Raw genomic sequence first — 20,013 nt, 5'->3', positions numbered from 1 at the left:
CCGGGGTGATCAGGAGCCGAGGACCCGCAGTTCGTGGTGGGCGAGGAGCAGACGGTCCTCGACCTCGTCGGCGTGCGGGCCGGTGGCCATGACGTAGCCGACCCGGCCGTAGAGGTCCTCGGGCGGAGGTGCCACCGTCTCGCCGCGCGGGTGCAGTTCCCTGATCTCGTGGACCCAGGGGCGGGAGCGCAGTCGGGCGGCCTCGGCCAGGCCGTCGAAGCGCTGGCGGGAGCGCGGGTAGAGGAAGAGGATGCCGGCCGAGCGGTCGTCGCTGGAGGCGGTCCGCGGTGCCCGCCCCAGCGCGGCCGAGACGAGCAGCGAACCGAGCCGTACGCCGCGGGCGAGTTCGACGATCCGAGAGGCGATGTCGCCGCCGGGGCGTGCGTTGAGCTCGATGATGCGTGGTCCGGCGGGTGTCATCTTGACTTCGACGTGGGCCACCGTGCGGTCGATGCCGGCGGCCAGGACGCTGCGGCAGGCGAGGTCGAAGCCCTCCGTCATCTCGGCCCGGCCCAGCGTGCCGTGGCCGGTGATGAAGCCCGCCTCGATCGGGTAGGGGTCGTACGCCCAGATCTTGCGTGCCCAGGAGACCGGGGTGGCCGTTCCGTCGTGCACGAGGCAGTCGACGTCGAACTCGAAGCCCTCCAGGAACTCCTCCACGAGGACGCCTTCGCTCTCCAGGCCCCTCTTGTCCGCGTTCACGGCGGCGTCGAAGGCGGCGTCGAACTGGGACTCCTCGTCCACCCGGCGCACCCCGGCGCTGCCGGACAGGCCGCGCGGCTTGACCATCAGCGGGTAGCCGATCTCCTGTGCGGCCCGCCGTGCCGCGGGCAGGTCGTGGACGAGGACGGAGCGGGTGGGTGAGATGCCGGTGCTGTTGAGCAGCGTGCGCTGGCGGTGCTTGTCCCGGGCCAGTTCGGCCGCCGCCACCGGCACACCGGGCAGCCCGAGGCTCTGGGCCAGCCGGGCCGCGGTCACCACCATGGTCTCCTCGTAGGTGACCACGGCCGCGACCGGCCGTCGGTCCACGAGGGTCTTGGCCGTGCGCAGCACGCCCTCGTCGCCGTCGGCGGGGTCGAAGACCTCGGCTGCCTGTACCCAGTCGCGCTGCCAGCTCACCGGTTCGGGGTTGAGCAGGATCAGGTCGGCGTCCGCCGCCATCTGGGCCAGCAGGCGCTCGTGGCCGGCGCGATAGCCCGACCCCACGACGAGCAGTGTTTCCCGGCGGCCCGCACTGTCGTGCGTCATGTGTCTTCCTCTCGGTTCGGTCGAGCGATACAGAGTCAAGTATCCTTGTGACTGCTTGTCAAGATTAGTCATTAAGCGAGTCACTAATCTCTCGTGGAGTTAAATGAAATAGGGTTGGAAAATTACCCCGGATTGTCTGGGCGACGGCCAGGGCCGCGCGGTGGCCGGGGGGCAGGTCGAGGTCGAGGAAGGTCCACCCGGGTGGGGTCGGTGCCGGTCCCCTGCCGTCCGGGGCGAGTTCGGCGGCCAGGCCCACGCAGTGGCGGGCCAGTCCGCCGGGCAGTCCCGTGCCTGTGCCCTTGAGGTACGCCTCCTTCCGCACCCAGCAGCTCAGGAAGCCCTCCTCCCGTTGTGCGGGCGGCAGTCGGGCGAGCGCGGCGCGTTCGGCCGGGTGGAGCCGGCGGATCATGCCGTCGAGGGGGCTGTCCGGGTGGCGGAAGGCGCGCGATTCGACGTCGACGCCGACGGGAACCGCCGCGAGCGCCACGACTGCCAGGTCGCCCGAGCGGGACAGGGAGAACTGGACGGGAGGACTCGCGCCGCTCAGCACGGGCCGCCCGTGGGGGCGTGCGCAGTGCGGGAGACCGCAGGTCTCGCGGGTCAGCCGGACCGCACCGGGCTCCATGCCCAGGCTGCCGCCGAGGACGGTGCGCAGCGCGATGTGCGAGGCGACGTAACGGTGCCGTCCGGGGCCGTCGCCGAACGCGGCCGCTCGCGCCAACTCACCTCGGTCGAGGACGCGTTCGGGCCGTGCAACGGGGACCGACTCCAGCCGGACCGTCCAGAGGGCGGCCTCGCCGGGTCCCGGCAGATCGTCGGGTGCGGGCCTCGCCGTATGAGCCGTCGTCGGTGGATGCGTCATCGTCGGTGGATGCGTCGTCGTCGGCGGCTTCAGGGCGTGGTCTCCTCGCTGAGGGGTGAGGACGCGAGGCGGCGGACGCTGCGGGCCCGGAAGGCGAGCAGGGCGTACAACGCGAGGCCGTAGCCGCCGAGTTGGAGGGCGAGATAGCTCCACACCCCGCCGCCGTCCACCACGGGCAGCAGCACCAGCGGTGAGACGAACGCGCCGAGGCCATGGGCGAGGGAGGTGGCCGCGGCGTACCCCTCCAGCCGCCCCGCCGGAGCGGTCAGCGTGACAAGGGGCTGGACGCTCGGCGCGATCAGGCACTCACCGATGGCGAACAGCAGCCCGAACAAGGCGCCCAGCAGCAGGCGCAGCCGGAGGCCGGGCATCAGCACGGCGGCCGTCAGCGCGGCCATCGCGGCGACCCAGACCACGATGGCCGCCGTCAACGCGGCGACGTACCCGATCCGTTCGACGACACGCAGGGCGAGGCCCTGGAAGACGATGACACCGACGGTGTTGCAGGCGATGACGACGCTGACGGCCGACACCGACAGATCGGCGTTGCGCAGGATGGCGGGGACCACGGCGTCGACCTGGGCGATACCGAAGACGACCAGCGCGGTCTGGACGAGGAGCAGCCGCAGGAACACCGTGTCGTGCAGGGCTGCGCTGCGGCCGTCCCGCACACCATGGGGCAGGTCCGGTCCCGCGCCGTCCGCACTGGACCCGGCAGGCCGGCGCCGCGCCCGCGGCAGTCGGGCGAGCATGGCCCCGTGGACCAGGTAGCTGACCGCGTTGACGGCCAGGCACCAGGTGTAGCCCCGCTCCCCCAGGCGTTCCACCGCCTGGCCGCCCAGCAGCGCGCCGACCGCCATGGTCAGGGCGGAGACGCGGTGCTGCCCCGAAAGGACCCGGCTGAGGTGGGCGTTGCCGAAGGCCTTGGTGAGCAGCGGTGTCTGGACCGCGTAGTAGGCTCCGGTGCCCGCCCCGGAGAGACAGGCGGCGGGCACCGTGGCGGTCATGGAGCCCGCCGCCGTCAGCCAGGCCGCGCCGGCGGCTTGCAGGACCGTGGCGCCGATCGCGGCGTGGCCGGGGCCGTACGCCTTGCCGGCCCTGCCCGCGAGCGGGTTCACGGCGAGTCCGGCCAGCGCGAACAGCGCGAAGTACAGCGAGACGCCGGAGGTGGGCAGGCCGAGCGTCTCCCGGAGGTAGACCACGGTGAGTGGCAGCACGAGGCCGGTGCCGAACGTGGTGGCGCCCCAGCCGGTGAGGAACCCCGCGTACCGGGGCAGCGGCTCACGTCGTGCCGCGGTTTTCACCGGTCCACCTCCGTGCGGTGTTCACACGCCGGCATCGAACACTCCCGCCAGGGCACCGGTGCGGGCGGCGGCGACCAGGTCGAGGGCCTCGTCCGGATCGGTGGCGACGCGGACGAGTTCGGCGTCACGGACGAAGCCCCGCCGCAGGAGTCCCTCGACGAGCCGCCGCAGCGGATCCCAGTCGCCGTCCACGTCGACGAGGACGAGCGGACCGACGCGCTGTCCGAGAGCGGCCATGGACACCACTTCGAGGATCTCGTCGAGGGTGCCGTAGCCGCCGGGCAGCGCGAGGAAGGCATCCGCGCTGTCGATCATGATGCGTTTGCGTTCCAGCAGATCCGTCGTCAGGACGAGTTCCTGCGGCGGCAGTTCGTCCCCCATCTCACGGGTGCGCAGGAACCCGGGGATGACGCCCAGGATCGGCGCGCCGCCCGCGGCGGCGGCCCGGGCGACCTCGCCCATCATGCCGACGCCGCCGGCCCCGTACACGAGCCGGTGGCCGCGTGCCGCGATGCGGGTGCCGAGCTCGGCCGCGACCTCGGCGTACCGCGGCGAGCGCCCGGCGGAGGCGCCGCAGAAGACGCCGATGGACAAGGGATGTTCAGAGGTATCCATAGCTCAGCCAGCCTCCGTCGACGACCAGGGTCTGGCCGTTGATGTAGTCGGCCTCCGGGGAGGCCAGGAAAAGGACAGGGCCGACGATGTCCCGCGGACTGCCGCGCCTGCGGGCGGGTATGCGCCCGACGATCGCGTCCTCGGCGAGCGCGGCCGGGTGCGGTGTCTCGATACGGATCATGCCGGGAGCCACCGCGTTGACGTTGACGCCCCGTGCGGCCCACTCGACGCCCAGACTGCGGGTGAGCTGGAGGACCCCGCCCTTGCTCGCCGCGTACAGCGCCCGTTCGGGAAAGGCGGTGTACGACAGCAGCGAGCAGAAGTTGACGACCTTCCCGTGGCCTTGGTCCAGCAGCTGCCTGCCGAAGACCTTGCAGGTCAGGAAGGTGCCCATGACGTTCGTGGCCAGCAGCCCGCGGGCGTCCTCGGCCGGGAACTCCGTGGTGGGGCCCAGGTCGAACACCCCGGCGGCGTTGACGAGCACGTCCAGGCCGCCGAACGTCTCGGTGACCTGCTCGGCGCATCGCAGCACCTGTTTCTCGTCCGCGACGTCGGCCGTCAGCGCGAGGCTCTCGGCCCCGAGCGCCTCGATCTCGGCCGCCACCGACCGCACCTGGGAGGCGGTGCGGGCCATCAGGGCGACCCGGGCGCCGCGCTCGGCGAAACCGAGCGCGACGGCACGTCCGATGCCCCGGCCGCCGCCTGTGACGACGACCCGCATCAGCGGGCCCGGAACTCGCCGAACCAGTGCAGCTGGTCGGGCTTGGTGCGGGTGGGGACGTTGCGGTAGACGTACAGGCCGACGCACTCGAAGCGGTCGGAGCGGAAGGTGCCGAGGATCTCCTCGCTGGTGATGCGCCGCGGTCCGGTGCCCTCGACCATGTGGTCCGAGAACGAGTTGAGCAGGAACAGACCGCCGGGCTTCAGCAGGCGGTGCACCTCGTCGGCGTAGGGTTCGCGGGCCTCGTCGCGCATGTTGTGGAAGACGAACGAGTCCGTCACGACGTCGGCGGAGTGGTCCGGCAGCGGTACGTCGAGTACGTCGCCCTGGATGAAGTCGGCGGAGGCTCCCGCGAGTTCGGCCCACCTGCGGGCGCGGGCGACCGCGTCCGCCGACAGGTCGACACCGGTGACGTCGAGGCCCTGCACGGACAGGAACACGGCGTCGACGCCCGGGCCGCTGCCGAGGTCGATGAGGCGCTGGCCGGGCTTGAGGGTGCCGTCGATGACGCGCTTGATGAGTTCCAGGCCCGGCGAGGCGTTGAACCAGGACAGTTTGGCGAGCGGCTCCTCGGAGTAGACGGAGGAGAAGGTGTCGGTCCAGCTCTGGGTGAAGGCCTTCATGCGGTCAGCTCCTGTGTCGTGCCGCGCGGGGAGGCGGCGGTGGTGTCGTCGAGGACGAGGCGCACATAACCCGGCACGGCCGGGCGCAGCTCGTCGGGGAGGGTGAGGACGACCAGGTCCTCGGTGCGGGACTCGACGGTGAATCCCGCGAACCGGTAGGTGAGCAGCATCTGCCGGTTACGGTCGGTGGGGCGGAAGTGGGCCACGGTCGCGGCGCCGTGGGCGGCGGCGAGCCGGGACACGGCGGCGATGAGGGTGGTGCCGACGTTGCGGCCCATGACCCGGCACGACATCAGCAGCAGGCGGATCGTCCACCGGTGCGCGGCGCCGGCCTCGCGGTCCGCGGACGTGTCCGGGTGGCCGGTGGCGAGCACGGCCAGACCGACGGTGCCGTAGGTGCCGAAGCGGTCGTCGAGTTCGGCGACGAGCACGCGGTGCCCGGGATCGCTCATCAGGGACGCCAGTTCGTCCTGGTCGAAGGTGATGCCGGTGGTGTTGAGCTGGTGGGTGCGCCGGGTCAGTTCGGCGGCGCGGGCCAGGTCGCCCGCGGTCGCCTCGCGGACGTGCAGCGTCATACCGAGCGAGTGCAGGAACTCCTCCGCGGGCCCGTCGAACGCGCCCTCGTGGCTGCGGCGTCTGCTCTCCGCCAGGTACAACTCCCGGCGGTGGCGCGCGTCGTCGGTGACGTGTGCCGGCAGCACGGCGCCGTCGGCGACCCGGGCGTGCAGCTCCTGCCGGGTCATGCACCGCACCTCGGGCAGCTCGCTGGCCACTTCGGCCCGCTCGAACTCGGAGTCGTCCACGAACAGCACGCTGTCGGGGGCGATGTTCAGCTCCCGGGTCACGGCGCGCAGCGAGGCGGACTTGGCCGACCAGCCGACCTGTGGGTACAGGAAGTACTCGGCGAGCCCGAAGGCGCGCAGCCGTTCGGTGACGGCGTCGGGGTCGTTGCGGCTGGCGACGGACTGGAGGATGCCGTGCTCGTCGAGGGTCCGGATCAGCTCCCGGTTGGCCTCGGGCACGCTGAGGTCGTCGCCCTCCAGCAGGGTGCCGTCCCACAGGGTCTCGTCGAGGTCCCAGACGACGCATTTGACCTGCGGGGCCGGGGTGGTGCGCGGATCAGTGGTCGGCATGGGCGTGGTCCTTTCCGGGCCGGGCGCCGTCCGCGGCAGGCCGGGCGCCGTCCGCACCGGACCCGCCGCGCAGGAGGTCGGCGGCGACGATGTCCTGGAGCACTTCGGTCGGCCCCTCGATCACCTCGTGGACACGGGCGGCGGCGTGCAGGCGGGCCAGCGGGTGGTCCTCGGTCTGTCCGACGGCGCCCAGGAGCCGGGAGGCGGTGGCGGTCGTGAGGCTCGCCGCGCGCGTGGCCAGCAGTTTGGCGCGGGCCGCCGTCACCACGGCGGACGGCTCCCGGTCCGCGACCTCGTGCGCGGTCTGCCGTACGTAGCGGGCGGCGGCGTCGGTGGCGAGCGCGGCGTCGGCGAGCAGGCCCCGTACGAGCTGCCGTTCGCCCAGGGCGGTGCCGCCGTGGGTGCGGGTGGCGGCGTTCCGGGTGGCCAGGGCGAGCGCGGCCTCCGCGACGCCCACCGCGCCGGCGGCGACGTACAGCCTGCCCAGGGTCAGACAGGACGTGGCCACGAAGGGAACGCCGAAGCCGGGGCGGGCGATCGCGCGCGTGGCGGGTGCCGTGGCGCCGTCGAAGGTGACGCGGGCGAGCCGGGCGGCGCGCAGGCCCGCGGTGACGGGTTCCGCGCTGATCCGCACCCCCGGTCCCGCGTCCACCAGCACACAGCTGCCGCGCCCCGCGGTGGTGCCGAAGACGAGGTAGGTGTCGGCGATCCGGCCGAACGAGAGCCAGCGTTTGGTGCCGGTGACGCGCAGCGAGCCGCCGTCCTCCTCGATGGTGGTGGTCAGGTTGCCGAAGTCGGCCCCCGCCTCCTCCTCGGTGAGCGCGAACGCGGCGAGCATGCGGCCGGTCGCCAGCTCGGGCAGCAGGGTGTCGCGCAGTTCGGGCCCGGCCCAGCGCTGTACCGCGTGGCAGACCATGGCGTGCACGACCAGCAGACTGTGCAGGCTGGGGGATGCGGCGGCCACCAGGCGATGCACCTCGGTGACGGCGGCGGCCGGTGTGCCGCTGCCCTTGTGGGCGGTGTCCACGGTAAGGCCGAGCAGTCCGAGCGCGGCCAGCGCGTCGATGTCCTCGCGCGGTACGGCTGCGGCGCGTTCCCAGGCCGTGGCACGGGCGGCGAACGCGTCGTCGCGCAGCGCCTGCAGGAGTGCCTCGGGCGCGGATTCGGTCACGACGCCGCCAGCCTGCGGTGGACGAGCGCGGCAAGTCCCTGGACCGAGTCGAAGTTGGCGAGTTCGAGGTCCTCGTCGGCGATCTCGATGGCGAAGGTGCGCTCGACGAAGTCGACCATCTGGACGGCGGCCACGGAGTCGAGGACACCGTCCGAGATGAGCGGCCGGTCGTCCGCGATGTCGGGGTGCCCGCTCAGCCGGGCGATGAACTGCCGTACGGCGGTGGTTACTTCGTGGGGTGCGGGGGCTGTGGAGGGGGCGGGCGAAGCGGTGGTCGGCTGGGAAGCCATGGTTCAGTTCCCGTCGTAGGAGTAGAAGCCGCGGCCGCTCTTGGTGCCGAGCAGGCCCTGGTCGACCATCCGGCGCAGGGCCGGGTGGGTGACGAACTCACCGGTGCCGTAGTGGTCGTGCAGCACCTCCAGGGTGCGGACGACGGTGTCGAGGCCGATGAGGTCTGCGGTGCGCAGGGGGCCCGAGGTGTGACCGAGGCAGCCCTTGAAGAGCTCGTCGACCTGGCTCGGGGTGGCGACGCCGTCGGCGACGACGGCGGCGGCGAGGTTGACGACCGGCATGAGGACGCGGTTGATGACGAATCCGGGCGCGTCCTCGACGACGACGGCCTTCTTGCCCATACGCCGCAGCAGCGCGTCCACGGCCGCCATGGCCGCGTCCGAGCTGGCCTTGCCGCGCACGACCTCCACCATGTCGATGCGGTCGACCGGGTTCATGAAGTGGACGCCGACGACCCGGCCGGGGTCGGCGAGCCGCTCGGCGAGCCGGCCGATGGGGACGGCGGAGGTGTTCGCGGCGATGGTGGTGTCCGGCGCGAGGACGTCCTCCAGCGCCGGGTAGAGAGCCCGCTTGGCCTCCTCGGACTCGGTGGTGTTCTCCACCACCAGCTCCGCGTCCGCGAGTGCGGCGAGGTCGGTGGAGGGGCGGATGTCCAGTGCGCGGACGCTCCGGCGGCCGCCGAGGAGGGTGGCGAGCCGCTGGTGGCGGCGGATGGTGGTGCGGGCGGTGTCGAGGGCAGCGGCGTCGGAGTCGACGAGTGTCACCGTGTACCCGGCCGCCGCGGCGGCGTGGGCGACGCTGGACCCGATGACTCCGGCTCCGAGCACTCCGATCGTGGGTGCGGTCATGGCATACGACTCCCGTTCTCGCTGGGTTCCGGTTGCTGCGGCGCCGGGGTGGCGAGCCAGTTCTCCACCTCGCGTGTCATGCCGCCGAGGGTCGCCGAGGCGAAGACCACCGAGGAGGGCACGGACCGTCCGGTGAGCTGCTTGAGCCCCGAGATCAGATGGACGCCCATCAGTGAGTCGCCGCCGAGGTGGAAGAAGTGGTCGTCGGGGTGGACCTCGCGCAGGCCCAGCAGGACGCGGAAGCGGTCCGCGAGGAACCCGGACACGGTCGAGGGCGCAGCCGGTCCGGCCACGGTCGAGGGCGCCACCCCTCCGGCCACGGGCGTCCGCTCGTGCTCCGAGGTGTCGTCCCGACCGGCGGGCAGGGGCGCGGCGGCCGGCGGTGCGGACGCGGTGCCCGGCCAGGGGTCGGCGGGCGGCGCCGAGTCCGGCAGAAACCTGTGGCGCACCAGGTTCCTGGGCGGCAGGGTCGTCCTGCGTCCAGGGGCCGGGTGCAGGCGCTCCCAGTCGGCCTCGACCCCGTGGGTCCACAGCTCGCCGAGGGCTTCCAGGAGGATCTGCCGGTCGGGCACGTGCTCGTAGGACTGCCGGACGGTGCGCACACACACGGCGTCCGGGTCGGTCTGGCCGATCCACGGGCGGGTGGTGCCGGGGCCGACCTCGATCAGGACGCGGTGCCGGTCCAGGACCAGTCCCGCGGCGGTGCGGAAGCGGACACGGCCGACCATGTGGTCGCGCCAGTACGAGGGTTGGGGAACCCCGCCGTCGAGCCAGGAGCCCAGGACGCTGGAGGCGATCGGAATACGGGCCGGGTGCAGCCGTACCTCGCGCAGGTCCTCGCCGAGCAGGTCGGCGGCCCGGGTGAGCTGGGGCGTGTGGAAGGGGTGCGCGGTGTCGACGGGCAGGACCGTGAAGCCGTCGCCGCGCAGCCGGTCGGCGAGCGCGGAGATGACGGCGGGGCGGCCGGAGAAGACACAGTGCCCCGGTCCGTTGTCGGCGGCGAGCCAGGTGTCGTCGAGGGCGTACTTCTCGACGTCGTCGGCGGCGGCGAGCACGCCGAGCATGGCGCCCTCCCCGGCCGTGACGACGAGGTCGGCGCGGCGCGCGACGGCCGCCATGGCGTCGTCGAGGCCGATGACGCCGGCCAGGACGGCGGCCACCCACTCCCCCAGGCTGTGCCCGAGGAGGGCGGCGGGCCTGATGCCGAGGTCCATGAGGGTGCGGGCCATGGCGTGTTCGAGGCAGAACAGGGACAGATGGACGTCGCGCAGTTGCCGGCGGGTCGGCGGCGTGGCGCCGTCCCGGCGCAGCATGGCGCGCAGATCGACCCGGTTGCCGTCGCCGGAGGCACGCGCCTGCCCGGAGGTGAAGGACCGGCCGACGGCCCCGTCGGTGAGGCGGTCGGCGACCGCGACGGCGGCCCGCAGATGACCCGCGAACAGGGGATCGGTACGGGCCAGGTCGGCGCCCATGCCGAGGTAGTGGCTGCCGATGCCCGGCAGGACGAAGACGACCTCGGGCGCAGCGGCCGGGGCCCGTCCGTGCTGCACACGCAGCCGGTCGGCCGCGAAGGCCGCCTCGGTGCCTGCTGCCGGGGTGACGACGGCATAGGCGCGATGCGGGTGGCGATGGCGTGCGGTCTGGGTGGTCCAGGCGGTGTCGGCCGTCTGCGCCGGGTTCCGCTCCAGGTGGTCGCGTACGGCATCGAGGTCGGCGGTCAGCGCCTCGGGGTGGTGGCTGGAGAGCAGCACCAGTTCCGCCTCGCCGGTGGCCGCCGCGGCGTCGCGGGCGCGGGGCGGGGCCTCTTCGAGGACGATGTGGCAGTTGGTCCCGCCGAGGCCGAAGGCGCTCACCCCGGCGCGCCGTGGGCGGTGTCCGGCGGCCGGCCAGTCGAGGGCTTCGCCCAGCGGGGCCAACGGCCCTTCCCTGCGGGCGAGATCGGAGGGGAGTGCCTCGAAGTGCGGGGTGGCGACGAGCCGGCCGTGGCGCAGCGACAGCACGGCCTTGACCAGTCCGGCGAGGCCCGCGGCTTCGCGCAGATGACCGAGCCCGGCCTTGACGGCGCCGACATGGACTCGGTGGCCCACGCCGCCGAAGACCTCGTGGAGCGCGGTCCATTCCGAGGCGTCGCCGATGCGGGTGCCGCTGCCGTGCGCCTCGACGTAGTCGATGTCGTCGGGTTCGAGTCCGGCGACGTCCAGCGCGGCCCGGATGACTTCGGCCTGCGCGGCCGGGTCGACGCCGGCGAAGCCGGACTTGCCGGAGCCGTCGTTGTTCATGGCGGTGCCGCGGACGACCGCCCAGATGTCGTCGCCGTCCCGGAGCGCGTCGGCCAGTCGTTTGAGGACCACGGCACCGGCGCCGTCGCCGGGCACGGAACCGCCCGCCGCCCGGTCGAACGGGCGGCACACGCCGTCCGGCGAGCCGATGCCGCCGAGGGGCGCCTCGTATCCGCCCGGTGCCGGAACCCGCACGGAGGCGACACCGGCGACGGCGAGGGAACTTCCGTGGCTCAGCAGGTCCTGGACCGCCAGATGGACGGCGGTGAGCGCGGTGGAGCAGGCGGACTGGACGGTCACGGCGGCACCCTGCAGGCCGAGGCGGTACGCGACGCGCGTGGCGGCGTAGTCGCCCCGGTTGGTGACCTCCAGTGCCTGGGCGTCGACGCCGGGGCGCCCCGCGAGGGCGGTGCCGACCCAGCGCTCGTAGTCGTTGTGGCCGACCCCCGCGTAGACGCTGATGCCGGGGGTGCGGACACGGTCGACGTTCGCGGCCTCCAGCGCCTCGTCGGCGGCCTCCAGGAGCAGTCGGTGCTGCGGGTCGAGGAGCAGTGCCTCGGAGGGCGCGATGCCGAAGCGGGCCGGGTCGAAGTGGGCGGGACGGGGCACGGAGCCGTAGGCCGGGACGAACGAGCCGGAGGTGCGCTCGCGGCGGGTGACGCTGTCCTCGCCCGAGTCGAGGATCTCCCAGTAGCGGTCGAGGCTGTCGCAGCCGGGCAGGCGTACGGCCATGCCGACGACGGCCACGGCCCATTCGTCGTGGTCCGCGGAGGGGGCCGGCGGGCCGGGCAGCGGGGCGTTCACCTCGGTTCACCTCCTTCGGACGAGCGGGTGCGGGTGCGGGTGGCCGACGCGGCCGTGCGGCGCGTCGGCGGACGGCGCCGTTCGGAGGGACGGCGGAGAGAATCGATGTCGGCGGTGCCGTCGGTGTCGTCCAGCAGACGGGCGTAACCGCGCGGCGTACGGGCGGCGAAGACATCCGCGAGGGCGATCTCCCGTCCGCAGGCCGACTCCAGCGAGCCGCGCAACAGCATCAGGCGGAGGGAGTCGCCGCCGAGCGCGAAGAAGTCGTCGTCGACGCCGACGGTGTCGAGTCCGAGGACGCGCGCCACCAGCGCGGCGGCCCGTTCCTGGCCGGGTGTGTCGGGCGGGGTGTACGGCACGTCGAGCGCGGGACGGGTGCGCGGGGTGACGCGCAGCGCCTTGCGGTCGACCTTGCCGCTGGGGAGCAGGGGCAGGGCGGGGGTCGAGGCCAGATGGGCGGGGACCATGAAGTCCGGCAGCCGGGCGGCGAGATGCTCGCGCAGCCGCTGGGGCGGTACCTCCTCGCCGTCGGGCACGACGTAGGCGACGAGGACGGCGCCCTGATCGGGGTCCGGTATCCCGACGACCGCCGCGTTCGCGACCCCGGGGTGCCCGCGGAGCACCGTTTCGACCTCGGTGGGTTCCACCCGCTGGCCGCGCACCTTGACCTGGTCGTCGGCGCGTCCGACGTACTCGACCTGTCCGTCGGGCAGATGGCGGGCCAGGTCTCCGGTGCGGAAGAGGACCGGAGGGCCGTCGGGGTCCAGGTGGTTGGGCCGGAACCGTTCGGCGGTCAGGTCCGGACGGTGGAGATAGCCGTCGGCCAGGCCGGGGCCCGCGGTGTGGATCTCCCCGACCACACCGGGCGGCACGAGCCGGCCCGCCGCGTCGCAGAGGTAGATCCGCATGTCGAGCGGGACGCCGACGACCGTGCCGGTCCGTGCGGGCCGGGGCTCGGGGAGCGGTCCGGTGCGATGGCAGACGTAGTCGGCCTCGCTGAGGGTGTACGTGTTGTGGACCGCGAGGCCGAGGCCGCGCAGTTCGTCCTCCAGGTCCTGGCCGAGTGCCTCACCGCCGACGAAGACATGGCGCAGTGCGGGCGCCGTCCGGAACGCGGGCTGGGTGAGCAGCAGCCGCAGCATGGAGGGCACGAAGCTGACGGTGGTGATCCGCTCGTCGCGGATCAGCTCGGCCAGGTAGCGGTCGTCCCGGTCCTTGCCGGGCGCGGCCAGGACGGCGGTGCCGCCGGTCGCCAGCGGCCACACGAACTCGCGGAAGCTGATGGGTGACTTGAGCAGATGCCGGTCGTCGCGGCCCATGCCGTACATCCCCTGCTCCAGACGGATGCGCGAGGTGTGCATGCGGTGCGGACGGACGACGCCCTTGGGGGTGCCGGTGCTGCCGGAGGTGAACAGGACGTAGGCCGTGGTGTCGGGGCGTGCCCTGTCCTCGGGTGCGCCCGGCGGGGCGGCGGGCGGCGCGGCCGGGTCGAGGAGGTCGGCGACGGACAGGCTCCGGCCGGCGACGGCGCGGTGCCCGCTCCCGGTGGTGAGGACGGCGACGGGATCGATGAGGCGGAGGATCTCCTCGGCGCGCAGGTTGGGCAGGTGCGGGTCCAGGTGGACGAACCCTGCCCCGGCCTTCCAGATGCCGAGGACGGCGGTGAACAGGGCCGTGTCGCGGTCGCCGCTCAGCACGACGAGCGCGCCGGGTTCGGTGACGTACGGGCGCAGCCGCCGGGCGAACCGGTCGGAGGCCGCGTCGAGTTCGCCGTAGGTGACCTCCGTGCCGCCGTCCCGCAGGGCGATCGCGTCGGGGGTGCGGGCGGCCTGCTCACGGAACATGCGGTGCAGCGTGGTGTCCGCGTGCGGGGTGTGCGGGGCGTTCCAGGTGTCGAGCAGCAGGGTCCGCTCGTCCGGCAGAAGGAGGTCGACTTCTCCCGCGGTGGTCCGGGGCCGTACGGCGGTGTGGTGGGCGAGCAGGGCCAGGTGCTCGGCGACACGGCCGGCCGTGGTGGCATCGACTACGGCGGCGTCGTGGGTGAGGCGCAGGGCCGGTCCGTCGGCGGCGGCGGTCCACACGGGGCGCCCGAGCACCGCGGGCGGTACCGCCGGACTGCCGGCCAGTACGGCCACGTACGGTTCACCGTCGACCGGCAGGCTCGCCGCGACCGGATGTGTGGCGCCCGTGAGTTCCGCCAGGGTGGGGGTCTCCTGGTTGTCGGCGAAGGCGTGGCGCACCAGGGTGTCGCCGGAGGTCCCGAAGACCTCCCAGCCCGCTCCGTACCGGTGGAGCAGCAGCCGGCTGAGGGCGGCGAGCACTCGGTGCCCTTCGGGCGCGCCGAGCAGCCGGGCCGCGGGGGCGGTGAGTCGGGCCGACGTCCGCTCGGGGCGGGGCGGTGTGGCGGTGGGCAGGCGCTGGGGCAGGACGAGCATCAGTGCCTCCCGCCCGCCGCGGCCGTGGCGACCCGGCGGTGCAGCACGGAGCCGGCCGCGGCCATGCCGGTGGCCGCGCCGTACGTGATGCCGATGATCTTGGAGGAGCTGTCGCCGACGAAGTACAGGCCGGGCACGGACGACTCCAGGTCGTCGGAGAGGTCGAGGTCGGGGAAGAGGCGTTCGACGACGGGCGCCGCGACGGTGGCGGTGCCCGGGACGAGGCCCGGATGAAGGGTGTTGAGCCGGCCGACCATCGCGAGGACGTCACGGACGATGGACGCGGGGAGGCAGTCGCGCAGGTCGCCGTGGTGGTAGTTGATGAGGCTGGTGGTGAGCGGTCCCTCGGGCGCGGGCCGGCCGGCCAGTTCGTCGACGGTGCTGACGACGGGCCGTCCGCCGCCGTATGCGGCCACGCGCGCCGCGAACTCCCCGGCGTGCTCGGTGCCGTCGATGTGCTCGGGCAGGTCGACCGTGGTGAGGATGCCCAGGTTGGACTTGGTCGTGGGCTGGTTCAGACAGTGCTGTCCGTCCAGCGCGACGGCGTCCAGGAAGCCGTACTGCATGACGCGGCCGCCCTCGCAGACGCAGAACGTCCGGACCGAGTGGCCCTCCTCGTTGAGGAACGACAGCTTGGGGTTGTGGCAGCCGTCCAGCAGCGGCGCGAGGTCCGCGCGGTCGGCCTCCAGCCGGACGCCGAGGTCGACGCGGCTGCTGGGCCGGTGGCGGACTCCGATGCGCCGGGCGAGGTCGCGCACCCAGGGCAGGCCGAGCTTGCCGACACCCACGATGACGTCGTCGGCCCGGAAGACGGCGGGTCCCTGCGGGGTGTCGGCGCGGACCTCGAATCCGCCGCCGGTCAGCGGTTCGACATCGGTGGCCCGGTGGTGCAGCAGGACGCTCCCGCCGCCGCTGTCCAGCTCGGCCTTGAGGCGTGCGACGACGACGAGGGAGTCGTCCACGGTGACGCTCTGCGAGTAGGCCGTGTCGACGTGCTGGAAGACGGTGCCCTCGCCGAGCAGCGAGCCGTTGTCCTCCCGCGGCGGCCCGGCGGGCGGCAGCCCCAGCTCGTAGAAGATGCGGTACGCCTCGCCGATGAGGTCCTGCGCGCGGTCGAAGGAGCCGAGCGCGCGCTCCAGTCCGCTGTACGAGCGGACCGTCCCGTCGGGCGCGGACTCGATCTTGGAGCGGGTGAGGGAGGAGATGTATCCGAGGTTGGTGTCGAAGTGGAAGGCGGCACCGCCGAGTCCGGTGAGGCACGTGCAGCGCGGGCACTGCAGCCGGAACTTCTCCGCGTCGCGGACCGTGCGCCCGTCCATGCGGGCCACCAGGCGGGAGCACAGGCTCTCGCGCATGTCGCCGCCGGCTTCCAGGAGGGCGACTCGCCGGCCCGCCCGGACCAGGGTGAGCGCGGCGAACAGTCCGGCGGGGCCGCCGCCGATGACGACGGCGTCCGTGCGGGTGGTGCGGGTCGTGCGGGTCTGCTCAGGCATGGTCGCTCCCGAAGGCTGCGGGCCGGCGCTCCAGATGGCGCTCGACGAAGGTCCGGTAGAACAGCCCGCTGGTGTCGCGGCCCTCGGCCTCGATGCGTTCGATGAGCCACTGGCAGGTGAAGGGCAGCAGATCCAGTACCCGGCCCGGGTGCTGTCCGGTGAGCGACCCGTAGTGGGCCAGGCCCCGTTCCAGCACGGACCGGAACCAGTGGTCCGTGCGGAAGACCTGGTCGTACAGCCAGTCGAAGCCGTGCTCCGGGTAGTCGGGGAAGACCGGGAGGGCGGTGGTGACGAGCAGGTTGACCACGTCCATGGCGGCGATGCCGGTGGCGCGGTAGTCCTCGAAGTCGAGGACACGGGCCGACCCGTCACGGGCGTCGTAGCGCACGTTCCACGGGCCGAGGTCGCCGTGGGTGGGCGCGAGCAGGGCGGTGCGCAGCGCCTGGTCGGCGTGCTCGACGCCGAACTCGGGATTGCGGACGTACGCTGCGGCCGTGTCGAGGGCACGCTCGGGACCGGAGGGCACCCGGTCCCCGGACAGGTGGAGCTCGGCGACGCGTTCGACGGCGGGGCGCAGCACCCGCCACAGCGCGTCGGGTCCGTCGGCGCCGGTGACGGCGGTGGGCAGGTCGACACCGGGCAGATGGCTCATGGTGAAGCCGCCGCAGAGCGCGTCGAGGGGCACCGGGCTGCCCAGCGGGGCCGGTGCCGGGAAGCCGCGGAGGATCTCCAGTTCCCGGGCGAGTTTCGGGTCGGTGGTGGACAGCGGGACCTTGGCGACGGCGACGGGCACACCGTCGATGTCGAGTTGGACGAAGGTGCGGCGGCGGATCTTGCGGGCGCCGGCCGGTGTCCAGGTGGTGGACCGCACCCGGCCGGGGGCGGGCTCGGGCGCGCCGGTCCTGGCCAGGTGGGCGGCGAGCATCAGCCGGGCCACCTCGTCGGTGTCCACGGTGCGTTCGGTCAGGCCGGCCAGGTCGGCGGGGGCGGCAGTGCCGCGGGGGGAGGTGGGAGTGGCGGGGGCGTGGGTCATGACGCCCTCCCGGCGGTGACGAGGTCCGCGTCGATGCCTTGCAGGAGGTCGGCGAGCGCGGGTCCGCCGAGCAGGTCGCCGAGTTCGTCGACGGCCGCGTGCCGCTCCTCGGCGGTCAGCTTCTGGTAGGCGGTCAGGCGTGCGTCCAGGTGCTGGGCCAGGTGGCGGTAGCCGGACTCGTCCGTGAGCAGATCGCGCGTGAGCCGGTCAAGGGCCTTGGTGCCTTCCAGGTCGTCCTCGGGGACGGTGAACCTGCTGCCGAGGTCGGTGAGACTGGCCGCGGTGTCGCCGGCGACGGTGCCGCGCAGGGCGCGGAGGTTGGCGATGTGGCCGTAGTGCTGTTCGGGGAGCAGCAGCGGCAGTCGGCGCAGGATGACGGACTCGTGCAGCGAGGTGAGGCTCGGGGGCACCGCGTAGAGCGGCGTGTGGGCGAGGTGCCGCAGGAACTCGGTCTGCGGCAGGAAGGCGTACTCGACCTCGACCGCGCCGTGGGTCTCGGTGACGGGCTCGCGGAACGCTCCGCCGCAGACCAGGATGCGGCCCAGCTCGGGGCGGGCGGCGGCCAGTTCGGACACCCAGCGGCGCAGGACGTCGAGGTAGGCGTTGTGGGACTCGTAGTCGAGGAAGAAGTTCTGGAAGCCGCCGAGGTTGATCAGGAGTCCGGCCGGGCGCTCGGGCGGCGGCAGGACGAGGGCGCTCTCCAGGGCGCTGCGGTCGACGATGGGGCCGCACAGTTCGATGTGGTCGGTGCCCGCCTCGGCCAGGGCCGCGATGCGTTCGGGCACCCCGGGGAAGTTCTGCGCGAACGACCGCCGGGCCAGGAGGTGGGCCAGCAGGATGCGCTCGTGCGGGGAGAGCGTGTCGAAGACATACCGGGCGGTCTCGGGATCGGCCCAGCGGACGAGTTGGGCGCGCGCCGACAGTTCCTCGCTGCCGCGCCCGGTCAGCCAGAAGCCGAGGAGGCTGTCGAAGAACAGCACGGGGACATCGGCGCGTGCCGCCCAGAAGACGAGTTCGGCGTCCATGACGCTGACCACGAGGTCGGCGTCGGCGAGGCTCTGGGCGACGTCCTCGTACCGGCGGGTGTCGCCCTCGGTGATGCGGTGGAAGCGGTGGCTGTGGCGCCGTGCGAAGTCGAGTGCGACGTCCTGGCCGACGAAGTCGACGCTGCCGCCGGCGAGCAGGGGGGTGATGGCGACCAGTTTGGAGACGGGGCCGAACCCGCACGCCTGGGCGCTGGAGAGGATCCTCATCGTCACGCTTTCCTCGTGTTCCTGGTGAGTTGGCCGAGCACGGCGGACCGGATGCCGCGGCTGTCCACGCCGTAGAAGTGGAGAAGTTCTTCGTGGGAGGCCACCGGTGGGTAGCGGTGGTCGGTCTCCAGTCGCACCACGGGAGGGCCGTCCCGGCCGAGCGTCAGCGCGGTCCGGTCCCCCAGGCCCCCGGGGCCCAGGGACTCCGCGACGGTGACGACCAGTGCCCGGTCGCGGGCCAGGGCCCGCACCGCGTCCCCGGGGAAGGGGCGCAGGGTGGTCACCGAGGCCACGGCGGCCTCCACTCCGTCGGCGGCGAGGGCGTCGGCGGCGGTCAGCGCCTCGGCCAGGCACCGGCCGGTGGCCAGGAGCAGCACGTCGTCGCCGTCGCGCAGCAGGCGGGCGGTGCGCGGGTCGCCGTCGGAGGCCGCGGGGGGCAGCACCGGGTCGGGGCGCGCGGAGAGTCTTATGTACGCGGGTCCGTCGGCCGGCAGCAGGGTGCGCAGCACGGACACGGCGTCGGCGGCGTCGGCCGGGCAGTGCACGCTGATACGGGGCAGCGCCGACATGAGGGTGATGTCGTCGGTGGCGTGGTGGGTGGGGCCGAGGGGTCCGTAGCCCAGTCCCCCGCCGACGCCGAGGAGGACCACGGGAAGACCGGGCACGCACACGTCGAGGCGGAGCTGTTCGTAGGCCCGCCGGACGAGGAAGGGAGCCATGGCGGCCGCGACCGGGCGAAGGCCGCTGCGGGCGAGTCCGGCGGCGACCCCGACGAGGTTGGCCTCGGCGATGCCCACGTCGACGTACCGGTGCGGGTGACGTGCCATGACCCCCTGGAACAGCGCCTGTCCGTCGGCGCCCAGGGTGATCAGCGCGGGGTCGGCGTCGACGGCGTCGGCCAGGGCGGGGGCGAGGGCGGCGCGCATACCGAGCCGTGCGGTGCCGGTCACGGCCGCTCACCCCGGGCGAGGGCGGCGAGTGCCGTCGCACGCTGTACGGCGTCCAACTCGCCCATGTGCCAGGCGGGATCGCCCTCGGCGAAGGGGACGCCCTTGCCCTTGACCGTGTGGGCGATCAGCACCCCGGGTCCGTCGCCGGCCCGCAGGGCGGCCAGGGCGTCGGTGACGGCGCCGGTGTCGTGCCCGTCCACCTCGGTGACGCGCCAGCCGAAGGCCCGCCACTTGTCGGCGAGGGGCTCCAGGGCGTTGACGGTCTCGGTGTCGCCCTCCTGCTGAAGACGGTTGCGGTCCACGACGGCGACCAGGTTGCCGAGGCGGTGGTGGGCGGCGAACTGTGCGGCCTCCCAGTTGCTGCCTTCATCGAGTTCGCCGTCGCCGGTGACCACGACGACCCGCTGGTCCCGGCCCGCCAGCCGAGCGCCGAGGGCCATGCCGCAGGCCAGGGACAGACCGTGGCCGAGGGCGCCGGTCGCGGCTTCGATGCCGGGGACGGCGTCGGACGGATGACCGGGCAGGGAGGCCAGGTCCGCGTCGATGACGCCGAGTTCGGCCAGGATCGCGTAGAGGCCGTAGGCGCCGTGGCCCTTGCTCAACACGAGCAGGTCGCGGTCGGGCCAGTCGGGCCGGTCCGGGCGGTAGCGCAGGCCTCGGGTGTAGAGGACGGCGAGCAGGTCGGTCATGGACAGTGCGGCGCCGAGGTGGATCGCCTTGCGTGCGGCCAGTTCGACGACGCGCCGCCGGGCGCGGCGGGCCAGGTCGTCGGGGTGGGGCACGACGTCGGTGTGCGTACCGGCGGACGAGGGTGCGCTGCTGGGCGCATACATGCGGATACCTCCGGTTGGTCCCGGGGGACGGTCTTCGCGGCGGCGTCCCCACGCCGGGCAACGCAGAGTCAAGTAGCTTCATGACAGCTTGTCAAGGCTAGTCATTAATGGAGTCAC

General features: G+C 73.4%; 17 protein-coding genes. All 17 read right to left on the bottom strand.

The window, feature by feature from the left end:
* Positions 1-9: 9 nt before the first annotated feature.
* On the bottom strand, positions 10-1,248 hold the full coding sequence (locus ACZ4EG_RS20645; RefSeq protein WP_453545524.1) for an ATP-grasp domain-containing protein: 1,239 nt from the start codon (positions 1,246-1,248) through the stop codon (positions 10-12).
* A gap of 64 nt (positions 1,249-1,312) precedes the next feature.
* A complete protein-coding gene (locus ACZ4EG_RS20640) occupies positions 1,313-2,110 on the bottom strand; it encodes a 4'-phosphopantetheinyl transferase family protein (protein ID WP_467791603.1) in 798 nt (265 codons plus the stop codon).
* A gap of 29 nt (positions 2,111-2,139) precedes the next feature.
* Complete coding sequence (locus tag ACZ4EG_RS20635; RefSeq protein WP_467791602.1) at positions 2,140-3,414, bottom strand: MFS transporter; 1,275 nt, start codon at positions 3,412-3,414, stop codon at positions 2,140-2,142.
* 21 nt (positions 3,415-3,435) lie between these two features.
* Positions 3,436-4,029, bottom strand: coding sequence for an LOG family protein (locus tag ACZ4EG_RS20630; RefSeq protein ID WP_467791601.1), 594 nt, complete (start codon positions 4,027-4,029; stop codon positions 3,436-3,438).
* The gene (locus ACZ4EG_RS20625; RefSeq protein WP_453545517.1) at positions 4,016-4,750 is read right to left on the bottom strand and encodes an SDR family NAD(P)-dependent oxidoreductase; all 735 of its coding nucleotides are present in this window, start codon (positions 4,748-4,750) and stop codon (positions 4,016-4,018) included. Before ACZ4EG_RS20625 ends, ACZ4EG_RS20630 begins: the two co-directional genes overlap by 14 nt.
* Positions 4,750-5,373, bottom strand: coding sequence for a class I SAM-dependent methyltransferase (locus tag ACZ4EG_RS20620; protein WP_453545515.1), 624 nt, complete (start codon positions 5,371-5,373; stop codon positions 4,750-4,752). The genes ACZ4EG_RS20625 and ACZ4EG_RS20620 overlap by 1 nt, the downstream gene beginning before the upstream one ends.
* Positions 5,370-6,506 carry an HAD-IIIC family phosphatase gene (locus ACZ4EG_RS20615; protein ID WP_467791600.1) on the bottom strand — a complete coding sequence of 379 codons (1,137 nt, stop codon included), beginning with the start codon at positions 6,504-6,506 and terminating at the stop codon, positions 5,370-5,372. The genes ACZ4EG_RS20620 and ACZ4EG_RS20615 overlap by 4 nt, the downstream gene beginning before the upstream one ends.
* The gene (locus tag ACZ4EG_RS20610; RefSeq protein ID WP_467791599.1) at positions 6,493-7,677 is read right to left on the bottom strand and encodes an acyl-CoA dehydrogenase family protein; all 1,185 of its coding nucleotides are present in this window, start codon (positions 7,675-7,677) and stop codon (positions 6,493-6,495) included. Before ACZ4EG_RS20610 ends, ACZ4EG_RS20615 begins: the two co-directional genes overlap by 14 nt.
* Positions 7,674-7,967 carry an acyl carrier protein gene (locus ACZ4EG_RS20605; protein WP_453545509.1) on the bottom strand — a complete coding sequence of 98 codons (294 nt, stop codon included), beginning with the start codon at positions 7,965-7,967 and terminating at the stop codon, positions 7,674-7,676. Before ACZ4EG_RS20605 ends, ACZ4EG_RS20610 begins: the two co-directional genes overlap by 4 nt.
* Positions 7,968-7,970: 3 nt before the next feature.
* Complete coding sequence (locus tag ACZ4EG_RS20600; RefSeq protein ID WP_467791598.1) at positions 7,971-8,816, bottom strand: 3-hydroxyacyl-CoA dehydrogenase family protein; 846 nt, start codon at positions 8,814-8,816, stop codon at positions 7,971-7,973.
* Positions 8,813-11,899 (bottom strand): type I polyketide synthase, encoded by a 3,087-nt coding sequence (locus tag ACZ4EG_RS20595; RefSeq protein WP_467791597.1) that lies wholly within the window; start codon positions 11,897-11,899, stop codon positions 8,813-8,815. The genes ACZ4EG_RS20600 and ACZ4EG_RS20595 overlap by 4 nt, the downstream gene beginning before the upstream one ends.
* Positions 11,896-14,334 (bottom strand): non-ribosomal peptide synthetase, encoded by a 2,439-nt coding sequence (locus tag ACZ4EG_RS20590; protein WP_467791596.1) that lies wholly within the window; start codon positions 14,332-14,334, stop codon positions 11,896-11,898. Before ACZ4EG_RS20590 ends, ACZ4EG_RS20595 begins: the two co-directional genes overlap by 4 nt.
* Positions 14,334-15,827: an FAD-binding protein gene (locus ACZ4EG_RS20585; RefSeq protein ID WP_467791595.1), complete on the bottom strand. Its 1,494-nt coding sequence runs from the start codon at positions 15,825-15,827 to the stop codon at positions 14,334-14,336. Before ACZ4EG_RS20585 ends, ACZ4EG_RS20590 begins: the two co-directional genes overlap by 1 nt.
* Entirely contained in the window at positions 15,820-16,860 is a 1,041-nt protein-coding gene (locus ACZ4EG_RS20580) for a phosphotransferase (RefSeq protein WP_467791594.1), read from the bottom strand. The genes ACZ4EG_RS20585 and ACZ4EG_RS20580 overlap by 8 nt, the downstream gene beginning before the upstream one ends.
* The gene (locus ACZ4EG_RS20575) at positions 16,857-18,119 is read right to left on the bottom strand and encodes a hypothetical protein (RefSeq protein WP_467791593.1); all 1,263 of its coding nucleotides are present in this window, start codon (positions 18,117-18,119) and stop codon (positions 16,857-16,859) included. Before ACZ4EG_RS20575 ends, ACZ4EG_RS20580 begins: the two co-directional genes overlap by 4 nt.
* Positions 18,116-19,063, bottom strand: coding sequence for a transketolase family protein (locus tag ACZ4EG_RS20570; RefSeq protein ID WP_467791592.1), 948 nt, complete (start codon positions 19,061-19,063; stop codon positions 18,116-18,118). The genes ACZ4EG_RS20575 and ACZ4EG_RS20570 overlap by 4 nt, the downstream gene beginning before the upstream one ends.
* A complete protein-coding gene (locus ACZ4EG_RS20565) occupies positions 19,060-19,896 on the bottom strand; it encodes a transketolase (RefSeq protein WP_453545491.1) in 837 nt (278 codons plus the stop codon). Before ACZ4EG_RS20565 ends, ACZ4EG_RS20570 begins: the two co-directional genes overlap by 4 nt.
* Positions 19,897-20,013: the final 117 nt, after the last annotated feature.

The organism is Streptomyces sp. NPDC025638 (genome assembly GCF_055558775.1).
This window is presented reverse-complemented; position numbering and strand designations above follow the sequence as displayed.